Origin of the sequence: Sphingomonas koreensis (assembly GCF_002797435.1) — a bacterium.
Classification (GTDB): Bacteria; Pseudomonadota; Alphaproteobacteria; order Sphingomonadales; family Sphingomonadaceae; genus Sphingomonas; species Sphingomonas koreensis.
Window position 1 is genome coordinate 3088742 of sequence record NZ_PGEN01000001.1, and the last position, 23989, is coordinate 3112730.

The following is a 23989-nucleotide window of genomic DNA, read 5'->3' on the forward strand; positions in this document are numbered from 1 at the left end:
CACCCCGGAGGGGCAGGGCGCAAAAGCGCCCCGGACTGCGTTGGCCGCTCGTCAGGTAGGCACCGCTACCTGCTTTCGCGGCCGCCTTGCCGGGGAGCTTTTGCGCCTCTGTCATGCCCACGTCCTAGTTGAGTTTGGACCCTCGTGCATAGCGTGCATCCGGGGCCTAGCCAATCGGGCCGTGCTGGCGTACTGACACCGGTAGTCGTATGATGAATCCTGCCGCTCTTCGAATCCACGGCGCCGATACCGTCGCCACCGCGCTGCGCAATCTGGTGGCGGGGGAGGTAGTGCTTGGCGTCACCCTCAGCGACGCGATCCCGCGCGCGCACAAATTCGCGCTGGTCGCGCACGCGCCGGGCGATCCGGTGCTCAAATTCGGCTTCCCGATCGGGCGGGCGACCGCGGCGATCGCCCCGGGCGATCATGTCCATGTCCATAATGTCGCGACCGCGCTGGCGGGCGAGGCAGCCTATGGGGGCGGCGCCGGCGCCGAGCGCGCGCCGGCGGCGGCATCGGCCATCAAGTGGCGCGGCTATCCGCGCGCCGATGGCCGGGCGGGCACGCGCAACGAGATCTGGATACTGCCCACCGTCGGCTGCGTCGGCCGCACCGCACAGAAAATCGCGGTCAAGGCCGAAGCCCTGCTCCCCGCTGGCGTCGACGGCGTCCACGCCTTCGCTCACCCGTTCGGCTGCTCGCAATTGAGCGATGATCTCGACGGCACGCGCAACATCCTCTCCGCGCTCGCGCAGCATCCCAATGCCGGCGGCGTGCTCCTCGTCGGGCTCGGCTGCGAATCGAACCAGCTTTCGGCGCTGCTCGAAACCCTGCCAGAGGATGTGCGCATGCGCGTCCGCACCGTCGGCGCGCAATCCTCGCCTGACGAGATCGGCGAGGGGGTCGGGAAGGTGCTCGAGCTGGCGCAGCTCGCCGCGACCGCGCAGCGCGAAGAGATGGGCCTCGACCGGCTGGTGCTGGGGGTCAAATGCGGCGGGTCGGATGGCCTCTCCGGCCTCACCGCCAACCCGCTGGTCGGCATCATGGCCGATCGCATCACCGACGCCGGCGGATCGGCGATCCTGACCGAGATTCCCGAGATCTTCGGCGCCGAGCAATTGCTGATGGCGCGCGCCGCCGATGCCGATACGTTCGATGCGATCGGCGCGCTGGTGAACCGCTTCAAACGCTACTTCATCGACCATGGCGAGCCGGTGTCGGAGAACCCGTCGCCCGGCAACATCGCGGGCGGCATCACCACGCTGGAGGAGAAGAGCCTCGGCGCGGTGCAGAAGGGTGGTCAGGCAATCGTCACTGACGTGATCGACTATGGCGATCGCGTGAAGCGTACCGGGCTGACCCTGCTCGAGGCGCCGGGCAACGACGCCGTCTCCTCGACCGCGCTGTCGGCCGCGGGGGCGACGGTGATCCTGTTCACGACCGGTCGGGGCACGCCCCTGGGCTTCCCCGCGCCGACGCTCAAGATCGCGTCCAACTCCGATCTCGCCGCGCGGAAACCGGGCTGGATCGACTTCGACGCCGGGCAGGTGCTGACCGACGGCATGGACGTCGCCGCCGATGCCCTGCTCGCGCGTATCGCCGCGATCGCATCGGGCGAGGAAGCCGCCGCCGAACGCAATGGCGAGCGTGAAATTGCAATCTGGAAGCGAGGCGTGACCCTGTGAGCCGATTGACGCTGGAAACGCTGCGGGATGTGCCCGCGGCGATCGTGAAGCCTGCCTATGACCCCGCCACGGTCTCGACCGGCGTGGTCCATTTCGGGCCGGGCGCCTTCCACCGCGCGCATCAGGCGAGCTATTTCGATACCGTGCTGGCGAACGATCCGCGCTGGGGCATCGCCGCGGTCTCGCTGCGGTCGGGCGGCACGGTCGAGGCGTTGGCTGCGCAGGACGGGCTTTACACGCTGGCCGTGCTCGACCGCGAACCGTCGATGCGCGTGATCGGCGCGCACCGGACCTGGATCGGGCCGGGCGGCGGCGCGCAGGTTTCGGCGCTGCTGGCCAGGCCCGAGGTTCGCATCGTCACCTCGACCGTGACCGAGAAGGGCTATTGCCTCGCCGGCGACGGCACCCTCGACATGAGCCACCCGGATATCGTCGCGGACCTTCAGGGCGGCGAGCCCCGCAGCTTCGTCGGCTGGCTGGTCCAGGGTCTCGCGGCGCGGCGCGCGGCCGGTGCCGATCCCTTCATGGTGCTGTGCTGCGACAATCTCTCGGGCAATGGCGGCAAGCTGCGCGCGGCGACGATCGCGCTGGCGGCCGCACGCGACGCCGATCTGGCCAAGTGGATCGCCGATACCGCCGCCTTCCCCGACACGATGGTCGATTCGATCACGCCCGCCAGCGACGATGCGCTCTATGCCAGGGTCGCGGCGGAACTCGGCGTCGAAGACCGCGCGACGGTGCAGCGTGAGGCTTTCACTCAATGGGTGATCGGCCCCTACACGCTGGCGGACGGCCCGGATCTTGCCGGTGCGGGCGCGACGCTGACCAGCGATGTCGGCGGCTATGAGCGCGCCAAGCTGCGCATCCTCAATGGCCTGCATTCCAGCCTTGCCTATCTCGGCCTCGCCATGGGGCTGGAGACGGTGGCGGACGCGATGGGGCAGGCCCAGCTCGCAGCCTTTGCCGAGCGGCTGGCGCTGCAGGATATCGTCCCGGTGCTCGATCCGGTCGCGGGCCTCGATCACGCCGGATATACTCAGGCTGTGCTTGAGCGTTTCCGTAATCCCGCGATCCGGCATCTGCTCTCGCAGATCGCCTGGGATGGTTCGCAGAAGCTGCCCTATCGCCTGCTCGACACCACCGCTGCGGCGATCCGCGCGGGGCGGCCGGTCGATCGCCTCGCGGTGCCGGTCGCGGCGTGGATGCACTTCGTCGCGCGCCGGGCCGCGGCGGGGGAGGCGATCACCGATCCGCTCGCCGCGCCGCTCGCCGATGCTGCGGCTGGCGCCTCGCCCGCGCAACTCGTCGATCGGCTCTTCGCCTTCGAGGCGGTGTTCCGGCCCGAAATCGCCGGTCACGCCGCCTATCGTGCGGCAGTGACCGCCGGGGTCGAGGCCCTTGCCGAAGGGCGTGTCGAGGCGCTGCTGGCGCGTTGATTGCGGCTCTTGTCAATGACACCGGTTTCCACTACCCCGTCGCTTCGAGAACAGAGCGAGGGGTGGATGAGTAGTTTGGACGCGATCGCGCAGGCCTTCGTCACGGCGCGCCGCACGGCAACGGGTTTGCCCGATTATCCCGGTACCCCGCCCGAATCGCTGGACGATGCCTATGCGATCCAGGATCGCGCGCGGACGCTGAACGGCGGCCAGGTCGCCGGCTGGAAGGTCGGCAGGATCAATCCGCCGCTCGATACCCAGCTCGGCACCAACCGACTTGCCGGTCCGATCTTTGCGGACAGCGTGCGCGACGGACGCGGCGAGAACCCGGCGATGCCCGTCTTCGCCGAAGGTTTCGCCGCGGGCGAAGCCGAATTCCTGCTGCGCATCGCCCGCGCCCCCGATCCAGCCAAGACCCGCTACACGATGGACGAAGCCGCCGATCTGATCGACGCGGTGCATGTCGGGATCGAGGTCGCGAGTTCGCCCTTTCCGGGGATCAACGCGTTCGGCCCGCTCGTCACCATTTCGGACTTCGGCAATAATTACGGGCTGGTGGTGGGCGATGCGATTCCGGACTGGCGCAGTCTCGACTTCATCGACTGGCCGGTGACCTTGCTGATCGACGGCGAGCAGGCGGGCGCGGCGACCGCGCGCGCAATGCTCGACGGGCCGGTCGGCGCGGCGCGCTTCCTGTTCGAATCGATGGCCGCACGCGGCGTTGCGCTCGAAGCGGGACAGTGGATCTCGTCGGGTGCGGTAACCGGTGTACATGAAGTGCCCGTCGGTGCCACAGTGACGGCGACCTTCAACGGCATGCAGGTGAGCTGCTCGATCGAAGCGGCCAGACCCCGATAACCCGACCCCGGTCACCGGGGCGGTCAAAGGAGAAGACTGAATGGACGCGAGCCAGGCTGAGGGTATCCGGACGGGTGCCGCCGCCAATGCGGGGCGCTACCGCTGGATGATCGTCGCGCTGCTGTTCGCGGCGACGGTCATCAACTATATCGACCGGCAGATGATCGGCGTGCTGAAGCCGACGCTGATGCAGGACCTCCACTGGTCTGAACGCGATTTCGCGGGCGTCATCATCTGGTTCCAGATCGCCTATGCGATCGGTTATATCGGCTTCGGCAAGTTCGTGGACATGGTCGGCGCGCGCGTCGGCTATGCGGTCGCCTTCGTCATCTGGCAGCTCGCGCATATCGCGCATGGCGGCGCCTATTCGATGACCCAGTTCGCGATGGCCCGCTTCGGCCTCGGCATCGGCGAATCGGGCAACTTCCCGGCGGGCATCAAGGCGGTGACCGAATGGTTCCCGGCCAAGGAGCGCGCCTTCGCGATCGGCGTGTTCAACGCCGGCGCCAATATCGGCGCGGTGATCACCCCGCTGGTGGTGCCGCTGATGGTGATCGCCTGGGGCTGGCGCATGGCGTTCGTCGTCACCGGGGTGATCAGCTTCGTCTGGCTGATCGCCTGGTGGGCGATGTACCGCAGCCCGCGCCAGCACCCCAAGGTCAGCGAGGGCGAGCTCGCCTGGATCGAGCAGGACCCGGCCGATCCGGTCAAGCCGATCGGCTACGCCACCGTGCTGACCCGCAAGGAGACCTGGGCCTATTCGCTCGGCAAGTTCTTCATCGACCCGATCTGGTGGTTCTTCCTCTTCTGGCTGCCGGGCTATCTGTTCAAGCAATATGACTTGAACCTCCTCACCTTCGGCATCCCGCTCGCGGCGATCTACCTGATTTCCGACGTCGGCAGCGTGTTCGGCGGCTGGATGTCGTCGAAGCTGATGAAGGCGGGCAAGTCGGCCAATTATGCGCGCAAGCTGACGATGTTCGTCTGCGCCTGCCTCGTCCTGCCGGTGGTGTTCGCCGAATCGATCACCAGCGTGTGGGTGGCGGTGCTGGTGATCGGCGTCGCGACCGCCGGGCACCAGGCGTTCTCGGCCAACCTCTATGCGCTCCCGTCCGACCTGTTCCCGCGCGGCGCGGTCGGCTCGGTGGTCGGCATCGGCGGCACGGTCGGTGCGGTCGGCGGCATCCTGATGGCCTTCTATGCCGGCGAGATCCTCGATCGCCTCGGCGTCTACTGGCCGCTCTTCTGGGTCGCGGGCAGCGCCTATTTCGTCGCGCTGCTGGTCGTCCACCTGCTCTCGCCCCGGCTCGAGCCGGTGAAAGTCGACGAAACCGCTTGATATTATCTGTCCGTAGTCCCGCTTTGGGCGCAATGAAGCAATGCTCTCATTGCGCCCGCCGCTGGAACGAGGCAATCACTGTCCTATGACGGCAACACTCAAGCTCGACGCGTTCCTTCCCTACCGCCTTTCGGTGGCATCCAACCGGGTGTCGGGTGCCATTGCGGGCGCCTATCAGGCACTGTTCGGCCTGCGCATTCCCGAATGGCGCCTGATCACCGTGCTTGCCGAATTCGGGGCGATGAGCCAGCAGGCGCTGTGCGGCCGCACCCAGATGGACAAGGTGACGGTCAGCCGCGCCGCCATCTCGCTCTACGAACGCGGCCTCGTCACCCGCACCCCCAATCCCGACGACCAGCGTTCGCATCTGCTCGAGCTCAGCATCGACGGCTGGGCGCTCTACCGCCAGGTCGCGCCCAAGGCGCTCGAGCTCGAACGCCGCATCTTCGAAAGCCTGTCCGACGCCGAGCAGGGCCAGCTGCGCAACATGCTCGAGCGGGTGGAGAATGTGGCCGCGGCGATCGGCACCGGGGGTTGATCGCCACCGGGTCACTCGTCTAATCGGGCACTCCCTCCCCAGGGCCGGATTGAGATTACCCAGGAGGAGTTTCGCATGACCGCTTATGTGACGCGCGCCGGATTGTCGGTGGCGGAGCCGCTTGCCCGCTTCGTCGAGGAGCGCGTGCTGCCCGGCCCGGGCATCGATGCGGACGTGTTCTGGAGCGGAGCGGCGGCGATCTTCGCCCGCTTCGCGCCGCGCAACCGCGCGCTGCTCGATACGCGCGATTCGCTTCAGGCGCAGATCGATGCCTGGTGCGCCGAAGACCCCGCACGTGCTGCCGATCCCGCGGCGCAGGAGGCCTTCCTGCGCGGCATCGGCTATCTGGTCGACCAGCCCGGCGCCTTCACCGTCACCACCGCCGATGTCGATGCGGAGATCGCGACGATGGCTGGGCCGCAGCTCGTCGTGCCCGCGCTCAACGCGCGCTTCGTCCTCAACGCGGCCAATGCCCGGTGGGGCAGCCTCTACGACGCCTTTTACGGCACCGATGCTCTGCCCGGCGCGGCCAGAGCGGGTGGTTACGATGCGGAGCGCGGCGCGCAGGTGATCGCGGCGGCCAAGGCATTTCTCGACGAAGCCGTGCCGCTCGCGGGCATGAAATGGGTGGACTTTGCCGGTGGCGATCTGCCGCTCGCCGATCCGGGGCAGCTCGTCGGCACGCGCGGCGATTCGCTGCTGTTCCGCCACAACGGTCTGCACATCGAAGTGGTGATCGACCGCGACTCGACGATCGGCCGCACCGATCCGGCGGGGATCGCCGATGTGCTGCTCGAAGCGGCACTGACTACGATCGTCGATCTCGAGGATTCGATCGCGGCGGTGGATGCGGACGACAAGGTCGCCGCCTATTCCAACTGGCTCGGCCTGATGCGCGGCGATCTGGTCGAGACGTTCGACAAGGGCGGCAAGACGCTGACCCGGCGGCTGGCGGAAGACCGCGTCTATCAGCGCCCGTTCGCCAGCGACCTCGTGCTGCCCGGCCGGTCGCTGCTCTTCGTCCGCAATGTCGGGCATCTGATGACCAACCCGGCCGTGCTGATCGATGGCGATGAGGCGCCCGAGGGCATCCTCGACGCGATCGTCACCTCCACCATCGCGCTCCACGACCTCAAGGGGCTGGGGACGCACCGCAACAGCCGCACCGGCAGCGTCTATATCGTCAAGCCGAAGATGCACGGCCCGGACGAGGCCGCCTTCACCAACGACCTGTTCGACGCGGTCGAGGATCTGCTGGGTCTCGATCGCCACACGATCAAGGTCGGGGTGATGGACGAGGAGCGGCGCACCTCTGCCAACCTCGCCGCGTGCATCCATGCGGTGAAGGGACGCATCGCCTTCATCAACACCGGCTTCCTCGATCGCACCGGCGACGAGATCCACAGCTCGATGCGCGCCGGCCCGATGATCCCCAAGGCGGAGATGAAGGCGTCGAGCTGGATCAAGGCCTATGAGGACCGCAACGTGCGCATCGGCCTGGCGCACGGCCTGTCCGGCAGGGCCCAGATCGGCAAGGGCATGTGGGCCGCCCCCGATCGCATGGCCGAGATGCTCGAGGTCAAGGTCGGCCATCCGCAAAGCGGCGCCAACACCGCCTGGGTGCCCTCGCCGACCGCGGCGACGCTGCACGCGATGCACTATCACACGGTCGATGTCTTCGCCCGCCAGCGCGAGATTGCCGGCGAAACCGTACCCGGGCTCGCGCCGCTGCTGACCATTCCCGTCGCTGCACCGGGCCGCAACTGGACCCCGGAAGACGTCGCGCGCGAGCTCGACAACAACGCCCAGGGCATCCTCGGCTATGTCGTGCGCTGGATCGATCAGGGCGTCGGCTGCTCCAAGGTGCCCGACATCAACGACATCGGCCTGATGGAGGATCGCGCGACGCTGCGGATCAGCTCGCAGCACATGGCCAACTGGCTGCTTCACGGCGTCGCGACTGCCGCGGATGTCGATGCCGCGCTCGTGCGGATGGCCGCAAAGGTCGATGCGCAGAACGCCGGCGACCCGCTCTACCGCCCGATGGCGGGGAACGAAGCCGCCAGTCTCGCCTTCCAGGCGGCGCGCGCGCTGGTGTTCGACGGCGTCGCCCAGCCCAACGGCTATACCGAGCCTTTGCTGCACAGGTTCCGGGCGGAGGCGAAGGCGCGGGGCTGAAAATGGCTCGTTCCGGCGCTTGAACCTTCCCCCGGCTCGCTCGTTGGGTTAGCGAGTGGGCAAGGATCGCGATCCCATTGGGAGGACAGGGCATTTCGGGCGTCGGACTGGGGATCCTGCTGTTGGCGAGCAGCGCGCTGGCGCCGGCCGGCGCACAGATCGGCAGCAATGCAGGCAAGCCCGGCCAGGGCGCTACCGCGGATACCCCTCCGCAAGTGCGGCGTTCGGTGCAGGACCGCGCTGCGGCGCCGGCAGCCAACGACAAGCCGATCGTCTCGGACGAGGAGTTCGACAAGTCGCTCCCGCCCTTGAGCGACGACATGAACGCGCCGCTCGAACCGATGGCGCCCGCCGATCCGGCAGCGCCCCCGGCGGAGCCCGGGGTCGATGCCGCGGACCCGCTCGGCGTGAATCTGCCCCCCGCCGGTGAGCAGACCGATCTGGCCGCGCCGCTCCCGCCGCTCAGCGAATTCGACAGCACACCGATCGCCGAAGCCATGACGGTCGAGGAATCCCGGGTGGAGATCCGCTATGTCACGCGGGTGACCGGCCTTGCCGAGATCGGGCTCGACGACGAGTTCAAGGCGCTCTCGGCGCTGGAGGATGGTGATGGGGCCGCGGCCAACGCCGCGATCATCGGCGCTCGTGCGCGCGAGGACGAGGCGCTGGCGGTGCGGCTGATGAAGTCGCTCGGCTATTATGATGCGTCCGCGGTGGCGACGGTCGATCAGGCCCCCGGCGCCGCGCGCCCGGTGACCGCGACGATCGCCGCGATCCCCGGGCCGCTCTACAAATTGGGGGCGATCAGGATCGACGCCGATCCGACCGTTCCGCCCAGCCTGATCGCCGACAATTTCAAGCTGCAGACCGGCGAGCCGATCGATGCGGTTCGCGTCCAGGCGGCCGAAGCGGCGGTGAGCGTGGCGCTGCCGCAGAACGGCTATCCCTTTGCCGAGGTCGGACAGCGCGACATCCTGCTCGACGATGAAACGCAGACCGGCGACTATCTGCTGCCCGTGACCATCGGCCCGCGCGCGCGCTTCCGTGCCATCACGACCGAAGGCAAGCTGGTGTTCGACGCGAAGCATATCGAGGTGCTGACCCGCTTCGATCGCGACGATCTCTATGACAGCCGCAAGGTCGATGACCTGCGCGATGCGCTGATCGCGACCAGCCTGTTCTCGACGGTCTCGGTCGAGCCGGTGAAGACCGGCGAGGCGGCGCCCGAGGGCACCGAATATGTCGATCTGCTCGTCCGCCAGACCGCCGGGCCGCCGCGCACGCTTGCGGGCGAGCTGGGCTTTTCGACGGGGCAGGGGCTGCGCGCCGAGGTCAGCTGGACCCATCGCAACCTGTTCCCGCCCGAAGGCGCGCTGATCCTCGCCGGGGTCGCGGGTACGCAGGAACAGGGCGCGTCGGCAACCTTCCGCCGCTCGAATGCCGGCCGGCGCGACCGGACATTCCAGCTCTTCGCATCGGCATTGCGCAAGGATGTCGAGGCGTTCACCAGCCTGACCGGTACGCTGGGCGCGCGCGTCTCGTACGATTCGACGCCGATCTGGCAGAAGCCGCTGACCTATAGCTATGGCGTGGAACTGATCGGGACGAGCGAGGACCGCTATGATTTCGACCGCGGCGAGCGCCGCCGCGGCGCCTATTTCATCGCCACGCTGCCGCTGTTCGCCGGGTGGGACAAGTCCGACGATCTGCTCAACCCGACCCGCGGCTTCCGGGTGAAGCTCAACTTGAGTCCCGAAACCTCGGTCCGCGGAGCGGTGCGCCCCTATGCCCGCGCGATGCTCGAAGGGACCGGCTATTATCCGATCGGCGACAGCATCGTGATCGCCGGCCGCGCGCGGTTCGGCACGATCCAGGGGATCGAGCGCAACGACCTCGCCCCGTCGCGGCGCTTCTATGCGGGCGGCGGCGGATCGGTGCGCGGCTTCGGCTATCAGGAGCTCGGGCCCCGCGCACCGGACGGCAAGCCGATCGGCGGCCGCAGCTACAATGAATTCGCGATCGAGGCGCGCTACCGCTTCGGCGATTTCGGGATCGTGCCCTTCATCGATGCCGGGCAGGTCTATGAAAGCACCACGCCGCAGTTCACTGACATGCGCTTCGGCTTCGGCATCGGCGGGCGGATGTACACCAATTTCGGCCCCCTGCGGCTCGACGTCGCCACCCCGATCAACCGCAAGCCGGGCGAGAGCAAGATCGCGCTCTACATCTCGATCGGGCAGGCCTTCTGATGGCGGAAGCGGGCGCCCCGGCAGAGATCGAGACCGGCGGTACCGCCCGGTCGCCGCTATGGCTGCGCATCGCGAAGTGGCTTGCGATCGGCGTTATTGGTCTCGCGCTGCTGGTCGCGCTCGCGATTTTCGGGCTCAATACCAGCCCCGGCAAGCGCTTCGTCGCCGACCAGATCGGCCGGTACAGCACGGCGAGCGGGCTCAACATCAAGGTCGGCCGGATCGAGGGATCGCTCTATGGGGCGATGGTGCTGCGCGACGTGCGGGTCAGCGATCCAAGGGGCGTGTTCGCGACCTCGCCCTCGATCGCGGTCGACTGGCGTCCCTTTGCCTATCTCGACAACCATATCGATGTCCGCTCGGCAACCAGTCCGCTGGTGCGGGTCGCGCGCCTGCCCGAGCTCAGACCGGGCGATCCCGATGCGCCCTATCTGCCCGATCTCGACATCGATATCGGGCGGCTGTCGATCGACCGGCTGGTGCTCGATCCGCCCGTCGCGGGGCGGCGCTATGTCGCGACGCTGAGCGGTGAGGCGGCGATCGCCGACCGGCGCGCGCGCGTGATCGTCAACGGGCGCACGCTCGGGCGGCAGGGCGGCGACCTGGTCGGGCTGGTGCTCGACGCGGTTCCCGACGCCAACAAGCTCGACATGCGCGCCGATCTCAATGCCCCCGCAAACGGCTTGGTCGCGGGGCTGACGGGGCTGAAGGCGCCCCTGGCGCTCCGGCTCGATGGCCGCGGCAGCTGGGAACGCTGGCAGGGGCGCGCCACCGGCACGCTCGGCGGCGCGCCGCTCGCCAACCTCGATGTCGCCGCGCGCAAGGGGACGTTCCAGGTTCGCGGCACCACCCGGCCGGGGCTGATCTTCAAGGGACCGGTCGAGCGGCTGACCGCCCCCGATCTCCAGGTCGCGCTCGATGCGACGCTCGACCGGCGCCGCGCCGACACCCGGCTGCGGCTGCGCTCGAAGGCGATGGCGCTGACCACCACCGGGACGATCGATCTGGGCAGGAATGCGTTCGACCAGTTCCGTGTCGAAGGCACGTTGCTGACTCCCGGCGCGATCGCACCCAATCTCAACGGCCGGTCGGTGGTGGGCGCGGTCGCGCTCAACGGCCCGTTCGCGACGCCGACGGTGAACTACAAGCTTCAGGCGGCCGCGCTCGGCTTTGGCGAGACGGTGGTCGAGGGCCTCTATGCCGAGGGGCTGGCGACGGTGAATGCGGACCGCATCCTCGTTCCGGTCAAGGCGCGGGCGAAGCGCGTCGCGGGCCTCAATGCCGCGGCCGGGGGCCTGCTCACCAATGTGACGCTGGCGGGCGATCTCGCGGTGACCGGGATGCAGGTCCTCTCGGAAAATCTGCGCATCCGTTCGGACAGGATCGACGCGACGGCGATCATCGCCGCCAACATCGCCACCGGCCGCTATGCCGGCGCCCTCAAGGGACGCGTCAACGACTACAAAATCGACAGTATCGGCATCGTCAACCTCACCACCGATGCCGATCTCTATGCTGCGCCGGGCGGCGGCTGGGGGATCAAGGGCCGGATCGTCGGGCGCAGCACGAAGCTGTTCAATACGGGCGTGCGCGATTTCCTGGGCGGCAACGCGATCCTCAGCGTCAATGTCGGCCTTGGTCCCAGCGGGATCATCGAATTCAGCAATTTGACGCTCGCGGCGCCGCAATTCGCGATTCAGCGCGGCTCGGGCCGCTACGACCCGGCCGGGCCGCTGCTGCTGAATGCCGACGGCGTGTCCAAGGCCTATGGCCCCGTGTCCGCGCGCGTGACGGGCACGCTCTACGCGCCCGTCATCGACCTGCGCGCGCCGAAACCGGGCCTCGGCGTCGGCCTCGCCAACCTCGAGGCGCGCATCCGTGGGCAGGGCGATGCCTATGCCGTCACCGCCAAGGGCGGGACCAGCTACGGCCCATTCACCGCCGACGTGCTGGTCCGAACCGGCGCGGCGATGACGGTGGACGTGCGCACGGCGCGCTTTGCGGGAACCGACATCACCGGCAAGCTGACCCAGACCGCCGCGGGACCATTTGCGGGCGCGCTCGCCTTTGTCGGTTCCGGCATCACCGGCAACGTCGATCTGTCGGCGCAGGGCAAATATCAGCAGGCGGTGGTGCGCGCGACCGCGGCCAACGCGAAGATCCCCGGCGATCTCGAATTCACCATCGGCCGCGCGGTCGTCAACGCGACGGTGGTGCTCTACGACGATGCCCCCGCGATCACCGGCGAGGCGCAGGTCGCGAACCTGCGGCGCGGTGAGTTCGTGCTGGCGCGGGCACGCGGCAAGATCGACTATCGCGGCGGTCGCGGGACGGCACAGGCATTGGCCGAAGGGTCGTCGGGCGTGCCCTTCCGCGTTGCCGCCAATGCCCGTTTCACGCCCGATCTCTGGCATGTCGCGCTCGCGGGCCGCGCGAACAATATCGGTTTCCGCACGCCAAAGGCGGCGCAGATCGCGGTGAGCGATGCCGGCTATCGCCTCGCGCCGACCCAGATCGATTTCGACCGCGGCAGCGCGCGTGTTGCGGGCAATTGGGGCGACGGGCTGAGCGTCCAGGCGCGGATCGACAAGCTCGATCTTGCCATCGCCAACGCCTTCTCCCCGGGCCTCGGAATCGGCGGCAGCGCCACCGGATCGATCGATTTCCGTCAGGCCGCGGACGGCAGCTTCCCGCAGGCGGTCACGCGCCTCGACATCGCCGGCTTCAACCGGTCGAGCCTGGCGGGGGTCTCGACCCCGGTGGACATTGCCTTTGTCGGCCGGCTGCTGCCCGAGGGCGGCGACGCGCGCGCGGTGATCAAGCGCGGCCAGACCACGATCGGCCGGATGATCGCGACGCTCCAGCCGCTCGGCTCCGGCGCGAGCTGGAGCGAGCGGCTGATGGCGGCGCCGCTGTCGGGCGGCATCCGCTACAACGGTCCCTCGGCGGTGCTGTTCTCGCTCGCGGGCTTCACCAACCAGTCGGTGGCGGGACCGATCTCGATCGCGGCGGATTTCTCGGGCCAGCTGCGCGCGCCGCAGATCACCGGGCAGATGCGCGCCGCCAACCTGACCTATGAGAACGAGACCTGGGGCACGCGGCTGACCCAGATGAAGATCGAAGGCCGCTTCGATTCCGATACGCTCGACATCACCGAGATGAATGCGGTGGCGGGCAATGGCCGCGTGATCGCGACGGGAACGGTGGGCCTGTCCTCGGCCGAGGGCTTCCCGGTCGACATCACCGCACGCTTCCGCAACGCGCGGCTGGCGCGCAGCGATGCGCTGGGCGCGACCGCGACCGGGCAACTGCGCATCACCAACGGCCTCGACGGCGGGCTGATCGAGGGGCGGATCATCATCCCCGACGCGCGCTACCAGATCATCCGACAGGGCGCGGCCGAGGTGCCCGAGCTGACCGGCGTCTACCGCAAGAGCGAGCTCGACGCGGAGGGCAAGCGCCCGGTGCGGACCAAGCCCGCCGGCATCTTCCGCCTCAACGTCGCGGTGGTGGCGGACAACCGGCTGTTCGTGAGCGGCATGGGCCTCGAATCCGAATGGAGCGCACGAATGCAAGTGACGGGCACGTCCGCTGCCCCGATCGTCACGGGTGAGGCCAAGGTGGTGCGTGGCACCTACAGCTTCGCCAGCCGCCGGTTCGAATTGACACGCGGCCAGATCAACTTTGAAGGCGGGCCGCTGACCGATCCCAGCATCAACATCTCGGCCAACACGAGCGCCGAGGGAGTGACCGCGATCATCAACATCACCGGCACCGGCCAGCAGCCGCGCATCGCCTTCACCTCGACTCCGGCACTGCCGCAGGACGAAGTGCTCTCGCGCCTGTTGTTCGGCAGCTCGGTCACCAATTTGTCGGCGACCGAGGCGATCCAGCTCGCCGCTGCGCTGAACTCGCTGCGCGCCTCGGGCGGGCTCAACCCGCTCGGCCAGCTCCGCTCGGCCGCGGGGATCGACCGGCTGCGCATCCTCGGCGAAGACGACACCACCGGCCGCGGCATGGCGCTCGCCGCCGGCCAGTATCTTACCGATGACATCTATGTCGAAATCATCACCGACGCGCGCGGTTATACCGCGGTGCAGCTGGAGATCGCGCTGACGCGGTCGCTCAGCCTGCTCTCGCAGACCGGCTCGTTCGGCGGATCGCGGGCAGGCCTCAAATATTCGAAGGATTACTAGCCCGCGCACATATTGGCGCCTGCAATACAAGCCTTCGTCCCCCGGCCTCGTGCCGGGGTCCACTGTGCCGCGCCGGAAACCGTCGCACCTCTTGTCCGACGCCTGCCTCCCGGTGGACCCCGGCACGAGGCCGGGGTCACGGACGGGGCTGGGCAGCCTGTGCCCGTTAATGCCGGCCGGACCGACGCTGTGGAATTTTCCTACATTGCCGCATTCCGCTATGCGGACGCCATGCACCTGCACAGGTCACTCCCGGTCTGCCGCCCGCGCACGACCTGTGTCAATCGGGACTCCCATATACGCGTTCTGTATTACCTTCGTGAATTAAATGAACGCTAACGTTCAGCAATTTGGGCGATGCGCCGGCAGATCGCTCACAACGGCATTGCGCTTTACTTACACAGATGTAAGTATCTGCGCGGGAGAGACGGATGACCGAGCATTTCGATGTCGTGGTGGTGGGTGCGGGGATCTCGGGCATCGGGGCGGGCTATTTCCTCCAGCGCGACTGTCCCGACCGCAGCTATGTGATCCTGGAAGGGCGCGAGCGCATCGGCGGGACCTGGGACCTGTTCCGCTATCCCGGCATCCGCTCCGACAGCGACATGTACACGCTCGGCTACAGCTTCCGCCCCTGGACCCAGGCGAAGGCGATTGCCGATGGCCCCTCGATCCTGCGCTATCTGGACGAAACCGCGCGCGATCATGGCATCGACCGGCATATCCGGCACCAGCATCGCGTGACCGGCGCCAGCTGGTCGACCGAAGACGCTCGCTGGACGGTCAGCGTCGAGCGCGGGCCGGACAAGGAACCGGTCGCGTTCACCTGCAATTTCCTCTTCATGTGCTCGGGCTATTACAACTACGCCGCGGGCTATCTCCCCGAGTTCGCCGGGCGCGATCGCTTCAAGGGGGACATCGTCCACCCCCAGCACTGGCCGCAGGACCTCGATTATGCCGGCAAGCGCGTGGTCGTGATCGGCTCCGGGGCGACCGCGGTTACGCTAGTGCCGGAAATGGCGAAGACCGCCGCGCATGTGACGATGCTCCAGCGCTCGCCCACCTATATCGTCGCGCGCCCGTCGGAGGACGGCATCGCCAACTGGCTGCGCGCGAAGCTGCCCGGCAAGCTCGCCTATCGGCTGACCCGGCTCAAGAACATCTCGCTCGGCCAGTTCTTCTACCGGCTCGCGCGCAGAAAGCCCGAGAAGACCAAGGAGCGGCTGATCCAGATGGTCCGCGACGAGCTGGGTGAGGACTATGACGTCGCGACCCATTTCACGCCGCGCTACAATCCCTGGGACCAGCGCATCTGTCTCGTCCCCGACGCCGACCTGTTCGCGTCGATCCGCGAGGGGCGTGCATCGGTCGTCACCGATCAGATCGAGACGTTCGAGGAAGAGGGCATCCGCCTCAAGTCGGGCGACCTGCTTCCGGCCGAGGTGATCGTCACCGCGACCGGCCTCGACATGCAGCTGATGAGCGGCATTCCCTTCACCGTCGATGGGGTGCGGGTCGATCCGGCCAAGTCGCTCGGCTACAAGGCGATGATGTATTCGGACATCCCGAACCTCGCCTCCAGCTTCGGCTACACCAATGCGAGCTGGACGCTGAAGTCGGACCTTACCGCCGCTTATGTCGCGCGTCTGCTCAACACGATGAAGAAGCGCGGGATGCGCCAGGCGACCCCGCGCATCGCCGGCGACGTCGAGCCGGAGCCGTTCCTCGACTTCACCTCGGGCTATGTCCAGCGCGGCATGGACAAATTCCCCAAGCAGGGGAATCGCAAGCCGTGGCGCGTGCACCAGAATTACGCGCTCGACCTCGTCGCGCTGCGCTGGGGCGGGATCGACGAGGGCATGGAATTCTCCAACCCGGAACCGAAAACGAGGGCCGCTGCCTAGGCGGTGAAGATCTCGCCGTCGCGCACCTCGAGCGGCCAGGGGGTGAGCGCGGCGCCGGCGCACGGGCCGCCGACACAGGCGCCATCGTCGATTCGGAACAGCGCGCCGTGCCAGCTGCACTGGATCAGGGTGCGATCGGAGGTGAGATAGGCATCGAGCTGCTGGGCGAGGGGCAGGCCCATATGCGGGCAGCGATCGACATAGCCGTGCACCGCGTCACCGCTGCGCACCGCGAATCCATGGAAGCGGCCGGCTTTCATCTCGAGCACGAAGTTGCGCGCACCGCCGTCGGCGATCAGCGCGATCGGGCCGAGCCGGACGCCCGGCGGGGTCGAGGAAAGGCGTTCGCTCATGCGTATGATCGTGTCCGGAAAAGTAGGATGCGGGAGTGGTGCTTGGTCCACCCCCGCATCCGGTTCCTTCCCCCTTTGGAAGGAATTGGGGGCCGGGTGGTCCCGGCTCTCCTCTCCAATTGGTCAGGCGTCGACCTTGATCACGCCGCGGCGGATCTGGTCGAGCTCGATACTCTCGAACAGCGCCTGGAAATTGCCGTTGCCGAACCCTTCATTGCCCTTGCGCTGGATGATCTCGAAGAAGATCGGGCCGAACATGTTCTCGGTGAAGATCTGCAGCAGGATCCCCTCCTCACCGACATTGCCGTCGATGAGGATGCGGTTCTTGCGCAGCCGCTCAAGGTCCTCGCCATGGCCGGGGACGCGCTTGTCGACCAGCTCGTAATAGGTCTCGATCGTATCCTGCAGCCTGACGCCGCGCGCGCGCAGCCGCTCGACCGTGTCGTAGATGTCGTCCGTGGTGAGCGCGAGGTGCTGGATCCCCTCGCCCTTGTATTCGCGGATGAACTCCTCGATCTGGCTCTTGTCGTCCTGGCTCTCGTTGAGCGGGATGCGGATCGCCTTGTCGGGGGCGATCATCGCCTGGCTGAAAAGGCCGGTCGCCTGGCCCTTGATGTCGAAATACTTCTGCTCCTCGAACCCGAAGAGCGTCTTGTAGAATTGCGACCACACCCGCATCTGACCGCGGCGGACATTGTGGGTGAGGTGGTCGAGCAGGTCGAGGCCGACATTGTTGGCGGCTTCGGCTTCCTGCCAGCCGGGGATTTCGGCCCAATTCTCGTACAGGTCGTGGCCGTCCTGAATGAAGTAGAGGTACGATCCGCCGATGCCGAGGATGACGGTGTCGTCCTCCTCGGTCCGCTCGGCACCATGCGCCAGCGCCCATTCCATCGCCTTGACCGGGTCCGCGACGCGGAATGCCATCGCGCTGGCCGAGGGGCCGTGCTCGCCGCGGAACTTCGCCACGCGCCCAGCATCGTCGCGGTTGAGCATCAGGTTGATGCGGCCCTGCTTGTAGCGGGTTATGTTCTTGGTCGGGTGGCGGTGGCTTGCAACGAAGCCGAGCTGCTCGAACTGCGCGGCCATCGCCGCGGGATCGGGCGAGGTGAACTCGACGAACTCGAAGCCGTTGAGGCCGAGGGGGTTGGCGGGGTCGGTCATGGTCCAGCGCTCCGGAAAGGTGTGGCTGAACCTAGACCTCGGCAAATTTGGTGTCAATTGATACCAAATCGCCTTATCCAGCTTTCGCGCCTTTCCGCCCCCGCCGACTCCGTTCGCGCACAAACACAGTGCGCAGCGCGCTGAAGGTCGTCCCGTGGAGGGCTTTCGGCTGAGCCGGCTGTTCAGCCGATCACCGTCACGCCGCCTGCGATCTCGGTGACGTCGAGGTCCAGCAGCTGCTGGATCTGCGACACGGCATTCTCGATCTGTGCGGTGTGGAACATGCCGCTTACCAGCCGCCTGCCGACCGCTTCGTTCGACAGGATGATGCGTCCGTGGCGGTAGCGATTGATGTCTTCGATCGCCGCGGCGAGCGGTGTATCGCGGAAGATCAGCACGCCACGACGCCAGCTTCCGCTCACCGCCGGATCGATCTGCGTGATCCGGGCGGCTTCCCCGGGCGCAGCAGCGAAACGCTGGCCCGCGACGATGCGGTGCCGTGCGGTACCCTGCTCGCCGAACAAATGCCCGGTAAGGCAGGTGACGCAGGTTTCCCGCTCGCTGGCTCGCACGTCGAACTGCGTCGCCTTGCCGAGCCAGCGGGTGTCGCCAACGCGGATCGCGAGGGCGGCGGCGTTCTCCGCGACTGCGATAAAGGCTTCGCCCGAGATCAGGATTGCCTGCCGCCGCACGGTATCGAGCGAAAGCGCGGTGCGGCCGTTCATCTCGATCGTGACCCCGGCCATGGGGCGCAGCAGCCTACGCTCCCCGACGCCGGTCCGTTCGCCCGCGCGCAGCTCGGCGAGCGAGGGCCAGAGTTCGTAGGGCGGGTTCACCATCAGCATTGCGCCGGACGCAGCGATGGCACCGCCGGTGACGAGGAAGCCGCGCCGGCCCATCGCCGCGTGTCGCAGCCGCGCACCGAAGGGGACGACGTTGTCGGAGAGGCCGGTGGCATCCGTGAGCGGCATCGCGCGCAGCGCCCTGCGCATCGCCGCCGCTTCGCGAAACGCCTCGGCATGCGCCGGATCCTGCGCGCGCCATGCTTCGAAGGCATGCGCGTCGGCCCGGGTCGCCGAACCCGATGTGAGACGGACGACCCAGCCCAATGCCTCGTGCATCGGAGGCGAAAGGCCATTCGTCTCTGTGTCGCGCATCGTCATCGGCCGTTGCGCCCCCGGGCGATCGTCATTCCTGCTCTTCCTCTCTGTCGGACAGTCTGGCCATGCCGGTGACGAACGACTTTCTTTTGCCCAGCCGGCGTGCGCACAAATCGATGCCGCGCCGTAGATCCTTCTGAACCGTGCGGATGCTCACGTCGAAGCGTTCGGCGAGAACGTGGTGGCTGACATCGCCGAGAAACGCCTCCTGGAAAATGATGCGCTGCCGCTCGGTCAGCTCCGAAAGCGCGCGGGCGACGACGGCAACGTCCGCGCGATCGGCGGCGATGGCCGCGGGGCCGGGCGCATCGTCAGCGACGCCCAGCAGCTCCTCGATATCGACGAAGCTGAGCCGCCGGTTCTCGGACTTGACCAGATTGTGCGCGGTGTTGAGCGCCGCGCGATAGACATAGGCCTCCGGATCCTTGACCGGCGCGAGATCGGCGCGCGTCTCGATCCGGATCCAGGTCTCCTGCAGCGCGTCCTCGGCGATCTGCGGCCCGAACCGGCGCGCGAGGCGGCCGCGCAGCGAGGAGTAGCGCGCGAGCAGCGAGCGCAGCAGCAGCGATCGGGGGGCGTCGGCCATCATCGCGCAACGATCTCCAGCCAGATCGGCTGGGGCATGCCGACGGGGGGAGGCTCGGGAAGAGCGGTGCCCGACACCACCGAGGCGATTGCGCGATCGAGCTGGCCGGTGCCGCTGCTGCGCCGGACGAGCGGATCGCGGATGATGCCATGCGGGTCCATTGCCACGGCAAGGCGAACGCTGAAGCTGCGCCCGCGCGTGCGCGGGTCGTCTTGCAATCGCCGGGCGATGGTCGAGCGGACGAGCTGGCCGAACGGGCGATAGTCCGGGCCCGGCTGCTGACCGATGATCCGTTCTGCCTTGATCTGCAGCCGGTCGAGCACGAGCCGGGGCGCCGTGGCTGCACCGGCAGGGGGGCTGTCGGCGCCGCTATCGCGGCCTGCTTTCGGCGCAGGGAGCACGAGCACGGCCGACGCGCTGGTGAAGCGGTGCGTGACGGGCGCGCCAGCCAGCATGCGCGCGACCGCGGCTTGCGGGGTCAACGCGCCTTTGACCGGAGCGGAGCGAAGTCCCGCCAGCACACCCCGTTCGTACAGGACGTCGATCCCGCTCTCGCGTCCCAGCTTGAGGAGGGCGGCCTCGAGGTCCTGGGCTGGAATATCATAGTCGCGCTCGGCCGGCTGTGCCTGCAACGCGCGTGCGCCACCGCAGGGTATCGCGACAATGCTGGCGCATATGGCAAGCTCGACTGCCCCGATCGTTCCGGTACGCGGCACGCGGTCAGCCGATCTCGAATTCGATGGGCAGGGTGATGTCGAGCGAATCGGGCAGTTCCGACGGAATCGCGGGCATCGGCGCGGCGCGGTGGATCGCTGCCAGCGCTTCGGCGTCGAGATTGGTACGGCCGGAGCTTGCCGCGATCCAGGCGCTTTGAACGGCACCGGCGCGATCGAGTATGAAACGGATCTCGACCGTCCCTTCGACATGATCGCGCCGCGCGTCGGCAGGGTAGCGCCGATAGCGGGCGATGTGCGCGAGCAGCGTCTCACGATAGCTGACCGCACTCGATCCGCTCAGGCTCGAAACGCTTTCGCCGGGGACATGTCCCGCGATCTTCTCGCGTACCGGGGCCGGGGGGCTCGATCCGCCGGCCGGTTGCGGCATGCCGAGTATGGTGCTGCCGGCCGGATGCCGCTGCGGCCAGGGGCGTGCCTCGCTTGCCCCGGACGGTGGCGGGGCACCCGCAGCGAGTGTCGCGGAGACCGGTTGGAGCGGGAGCATCTCGACGACCAGCACGCCGTTGCGGCCTTCGCGTTTGCCGCCGCGGCCGCCGTCGCCGGGCGGTAGCGTCCATAACAACGCCACGCCGGCAGCCGCCGGGATAAGCGTTGCCAGCGCCAGTGAAACGATGCGCTCGACCGGGTCCGGTTTCATGCGATCGCTGCACCCGGGGCGGAGGAGAGGGAGGTCCTGCTCTTCATGAGCGAGGTCCCTAAGGCTGCTTCATGACATCTGCGCGCACGCAAGAAAGTCGTTCGCGATCGGCTCGCATCGGCTGTCCAGCAGATGGAGGACGGTTCATGCGAGCGAGCTGCGCGGCGAGAATTGATGTGGAACGGGCGGCGTTGCGGCCTATCGACGACGCCGGTGATATCGTTTCGTCGCGGGTTCCGGCTTTGCTTTGCGACGTCGAAATGACCGTGACCTGCGCTAGTGTTGTTGCGGGTGAGCGGATCGAGCTGCAAGCCAGCGCGAAGCGCATCGGATTGGCGGTCATGATCGAGGGCGCGGCCTGTTTCGCGATCGACGGCGTGGACGTGGGCGTGCGCGTGTCCGCGGGTCAGGCAATCCTGAATGCGCACCTCGACCCGGTCATGTGCACGTGTCAGGCGGCGGGGCGCGTGGTTCGGCTTTCCCTGCCCCGCAACGCAGCTCAGGCCTGGGCGAGCGAGGTTCATGGCGGGGCTCGGCGGCTGGCACGTGCCGTCTTCGTCTTCCAGGCCGATGCAGGTCTTGCTGCGCTCGGGAACAGCGGTTGCGAGAGCATGAAGGCTGGCGCTGTCATTCAAGCCGTGATTGCCGCGCTCGCCTCGCACGAGGGGATCGATGTGGCGTGCCCGGCGTCGCGATCGATCAGCCTGGCGCGGCGCCGGCTCGACGCCGATCCGTCGCGGGCATGGGATCTTGATGATCTTGCGCGCGGCGTGGGAGTCACGCCGGTTACGCTGCAACGGGGATTCCGCGACTGTGTCGGGGTGACCGTCGCCAGCTATGCGCAGCGGATTCGGTTGAGCGAGGCGCGGACGCGCCTGGCGAGTGCGCGCGAGACGCGACCCGTGAGCGCAATCGCGCATGCCGCGGGTTTCGCATCCGTCACAGCCTTCGCGCGCGCTTACCAGCGAGTGTTCGGCGAAACGCCGACCAAGACTCGCGCGGATCACGCTCGATTTCCACATGGGGTGCATATAGAATCGGATTAGATAGCAAATACCGTAATAAGTTCTACAGCAATATTTGCCGCTGAATCTGAGGATTCAGCGGCTGTTTGTGGTCTAGTCATTTGATGTTGTTTGCATCGCTTGAAACATTTATTTCATAGATTGCAACTTGATCAGAAGATTGCGTCGATCTCGCCTTCAATTTGCTTGAGGTGCTTTCCCGAATCTCCCTAAGGGCGCCCCGGCAGCGGGAATGTCGCATTGCAGCAAATGCGTCACAGCCCCGCGCCAAAGGCCAGAGCTCACCCGAAGCGGCAGCAGTGCCGCGCTCGGGTCAGGTTGCGGGGGATTTTAGGTTGAAGACCGTAGTAGGCCATGGTTGGAGGGCGTCGGGCCTCGCGATCGCCACGATGATCGCGATTGGGAACGGGACTCCGGCTTTGGCGCAGGATGCCGCGCCAGTAGCGCCGGTGGCTCCGCCGTCCGCAGCGACATTCGATATCCGGGCGTTCCAGGTACGCGGCAACAAGCTGTTGCCACCCGACGCTGTCGAGCGAGCGGTCTACCCCTTCATGGGGCCGGGCCGCAGCGAGGCCGATGTCGAGGCTGCGCGTGCCGCGCTTCAGAAGGCGTTCGAGGATGCCGGCTATGTCGCCGTGTCGGTGTTCATTCCCGAACAGGGCGTGACCGGCGGCATTCTCCAGCTCGAAGTGCAGCCGCAGGCGATCGGTACGGTCGTGGTCGAGGGGACGAAGAACCCGGACGCAGTGCGCGCGCAGGCGCCGTCGCTGACGCCGGGGCAGACGCCCAACATCACCGCGTTCCAGCGCGACGTGATCGCGATGAACCAGAAGCCGACCCGGCGGGTGACGCCCGAGTTGAAAGCCGGCGTCGCGCCGGGCACGCTCGATGTGGTGCTCAAGGTCGAGGAAAGCTCGGCCTGGCACGGCACGGTCGAGATCAACAATTTCAGCTCGGCGGCGACCACCGATCTGCGCGCCTCGGCGACGCTGCGCTACGACGATATGTGGGGCCGCGGCGACAGCCTGTCGCTGACCGCGCAGACCGCGCCGCGCCGGACCGATGATGGCACCGTCTTTTCGGGCAACTACCTGACCCGGCTGGGCCAGGGCACGCAGCTGATGCTCTACGGCGTCCATTCGGACAGCGACATCGCCGTGATCGGCGGTACCAGCGTGGTCGGCAAGGGCAACATCTTCGGCGTCCGGCTGATCCAGTCGCTCGGCGCATCGGAAGGTTTCCACCACGCTTTGACCGTCGGCATCGACTGGAAGGACTTTGCCGAGGATCTGAAACTCGGTTCGGACACCGACAGCGCACCGATCGAGTATTTCCCGGCGACGCTGTCCTGGCGCGGTGACTGGACCGGGGAGGGGCGCAAGAGCGACCTCAGCGTCACCGGCATCTTCGGGATTCGCGGGCTAGGCGATAACAAGGCGGCGTTCGAGTACAAACGCTATCGGGCGCGCGACAGCTTCTTCGCTTTCAAGCTTGATGCCGGTCACACACAGGATGTGCTGGATGGCGCGCAGATCGATGCGCGGTTCAACGCGCAATGGTCGGCGACGCCACTCATCTCGAACGAGGGCTTCTCGATCGGCGGCATGCAGAGCGTCCGTGGCTATTACGAGTCCGAGACGCTCGCCGATTACGGCTTCGCCTATCAGCTCGAGTTCCGCACCCCTGATGCCGCCGAACTGATCGGCGGGCCGCTCGACTCACTGAGGGTCTACAGCTTCTGGGACATGGGCTGGGGCGGGATCCATGAGCCGCTGCGCGGCCAGAGCGAGCGCTTCCGGTTGATGAGCCTGGGCGCGGGCGCCCGCATCAAGCTGTTTCGATACCTCAACGGCGCGCTCGATGTCGGCTCGCCGCTGATTTCCGGGCCGGAGAGCAAGACCGGCGACATCTTCGCACGCTTCCGCATTTGGGGGGAATTCTAATGTC

At 67.4% G+C, this 23989-nt stretch carries 17 protein-coding genes; 11 read left to right on the plus strand and 6 right to left on the minus strand.

The window, feature by feature from the left end; genetic code table 11:
• Positions 1-212: 212 nt before the first annotated feature.
• From BDW16_RS14690 to BDW16_RS14730, 9 genes are all read left to right on the plus strand, one after another.
• Positions 213-1685 carry a UxaA family hydrolase gene (locus tag BDW16_RS14690; protein ID WP_066573888.1) on the plus strand — a complete coding sequence of 491 codons (1473 nt, stop codon included), beginning with the start codon at positions 213-215 and terminating at the stop codon, positions 1683-1685.
• On the plus strand, positions 1682-3121 hold the full coding sequence (locus BDW16_RS14695; RefSeq protein WP_066573071.1) for a mannitol dehydrogenase family protein: 1440 nt from the start codon (positions 1682-1684) through the stop codon (positions 3119-3121). The genes BDW16_RS14690 and BDW16_RS14695 overlap by 4 nt, the downstream gene beginning before the upstream one ends.
• 66 nt (positions 3122-3187) lie before the next feature.
• Positions 3188-3979 carry a 2-keto-4-pentenoate hydratase gene (locus tag BDW16_RS14700; RefSeq protein ID WP_066573077.1) on the plus strand — a complete coding sequence of 264 codons (792 nt, stop codon included), beginning with the start codon at positions 3188-3190 and terminating at the stop codon, positions 3977-3979.
• Between the two features lie 40 nt (positions 3980-4019).
• The gene (locus BDW16_RS14705; RefSeq protein WP_066573079.1) at positions 4020-5318 is read left to right on the plus strand and encodes an MFS transporter; all 1299 of its coding nucleotides are present in this window, start codon (positions 4020-4022) and stop codon (positions 5316-5318) included.
• 85 nt (positions 5319-5403) lie between these two features.
• On the plus strand, positions 5404-5856 hold the full coding sequence (locus tag BDW16_RS14710; protein WP_066573082.1) for a MarR family winged helix-turn-helix transcriptional regulator: 453 nt from the start codon (positions 5404-5406) through the stop codon (positions 5854-5856).
• A gap of 75 nt (positions 5857-5931) precedes the next feature.
• The gene (locus BDW16_RS14715; RefSeq protein WP_066573084.1) at positions 5932-8034 is read left to right on the plus strand and encodes a malate synthase G; all 2103 of its coding nucleotides are present in this window, start codon (positions 5932-5934) and stop codon (positions 8032-8034) included.
• Positions 8035-8111: 77 nt separating this feature from the next.
• A complete protein-coding gene (locus BDW16_RS14720) occupies positions 8112-10283 on the plus strand; it encodes an autotransporter assembly complex protein TamA (protein WP_241230472.1) in 2172 nt (723 codons plus the stop codon).
• Positions 10283-14479, plus strand: a complete 4197-nt coding sequence (locus tag BDW16_RS14725) for a translocation/assembly module TamB domain-containing protein (protein ID WP_066573087.1) — start codon at positions 10283-10285, stop codon at positions 14477-14479. Before BDW16_RS14720 ends, BDW16_RS14725 begins: the two co-directional genes overlap by 1 nt.
• Before the next feature lie 431 nt (positions 14480-14910).
• Positions 14911-16383: a flavin-containing monooxygenase gene (locus BDW16_RS14730; protein WP_100362778.1), complete on the plus strand. Its 1473-nt coding sequence runs from the start codon at positions 14911-14913 to the stop codon at positions 16381-16383.
• Here BDW16_RS14730 and BDW16_RS14735 read toward each other — a convergent pair.
• The 6 genes from BDW16_RS14735 to BDW16_RS14760 form a co-directional block, all read right to left on the minus strand.
• A complete protein-coding gene (locus BDW16_RS14735; RefSeq protein ID WP_066573090.1) occupies positions 16380-16736 on the minus strand; it encodes a Rieske (2Fe-2S) protein in 357 nt (118 codons plus the stop codon). The two genes, BDW16_RS14730 and BDW16_RS14735, sit on opposite strands and share 4 nt — an antisense overlap.
• Positions 16737-16859: 123 nt before the next feature.
• The gene (hppD, locus tag BDW16_RS14740) at positions 16860-17897 is read right to left on the minus strand and encodes a 4-hydroxyphenylpyruvate dioxygenase (protein WP_066573092.1); all 1038 of its coding nucleotides are present in this window, start codon (positions 17895-17897) and stop codon (positions 16860-16862) included.
• A 182-nt stretch (positions 17898-18079) separates the two neighbouring features.
• Complete coding sequence (locus tag BDW16_RS14745) at positions 18080-19054, minus strand: FecR family protein (RefSeq protein WP_164519402.1); 975 nt, start codon at positions 19052-19054, stop codon at positions 18080-18082.
• A 31-nt stretch (positions 19055-19085) separates the two neighbouring features.
• Positions 19086-19643 (minus strand): RNA polymerase sigma factor, encoded by a 558-nt coding sequence (locus BDW16_RS14750; RefSeq protein ID WP_157926351.1) that lies wholly within the window; start codon positions 19641-19643, stop codon positions 19086-19088.
• Positions 19643-20359 carry a hypothetical protein gene (locus tag BDW16_RS14755; RefSeq protein WP_125958804.1) on the minus strand — a complete coding sequence of 239 codons (717 nt, stop codon included), beginning with the start codon at positions 20357-20359 and terminating at the stop codon, positions 19643-19645. Before BDW16_RS14755 ends, BDW16_RS14750 begins: the two co-directional genes overlap by 1 nt.
• A gap of 4 nt (positions 20360-20363) precedes the next feature.
• A complete protein-coding gene (locus BDW16_RS14760) occupies positions 20364-21017 on the minus strand; it encodes an energy transducer TonB family protein (protein WP_066573103.1) in 654 nt (217 codons plus the stop codon).
• Positions 21018-21163: 146 nt separating this feature from the next.
• Here BDW16_RS14760 and BDW16_RS14765 point away from each other — a divergent pair, with 146 nt between their 5' ends.
• Together BDW16_RS14765 and BDW16_RS14770 are read left to right on the plus strand one after the other, a co-directional pair.
• Positions 21164-22063 carry a helix-turn-helix transcriptional regulator gene (locus BDW16_RS14765; protein WP_157926352.1) on the plus strand — a complete coding sequence of 300 codons (900 nt, stop codon included), beginning with the start codon at positions 21164-21166 and terminating at the stop codon, positions 22061-22063.
• A gap of 314 nt (positions 22064-22377) precedes the next feature.
• A complete protein-coding gene (locus tag BDW16_RS14770) occupies positions 22378-23985 on the plus strand; it encodes a ShlB/FhaC/HecB family hemolysin secretion/activation protein (RefSeq protein ID WP_241230473.1) in 1608 nt (535 codons plus the stop codon).
• Positions 23986-23989: the final 4 nt, after the last annotated feature.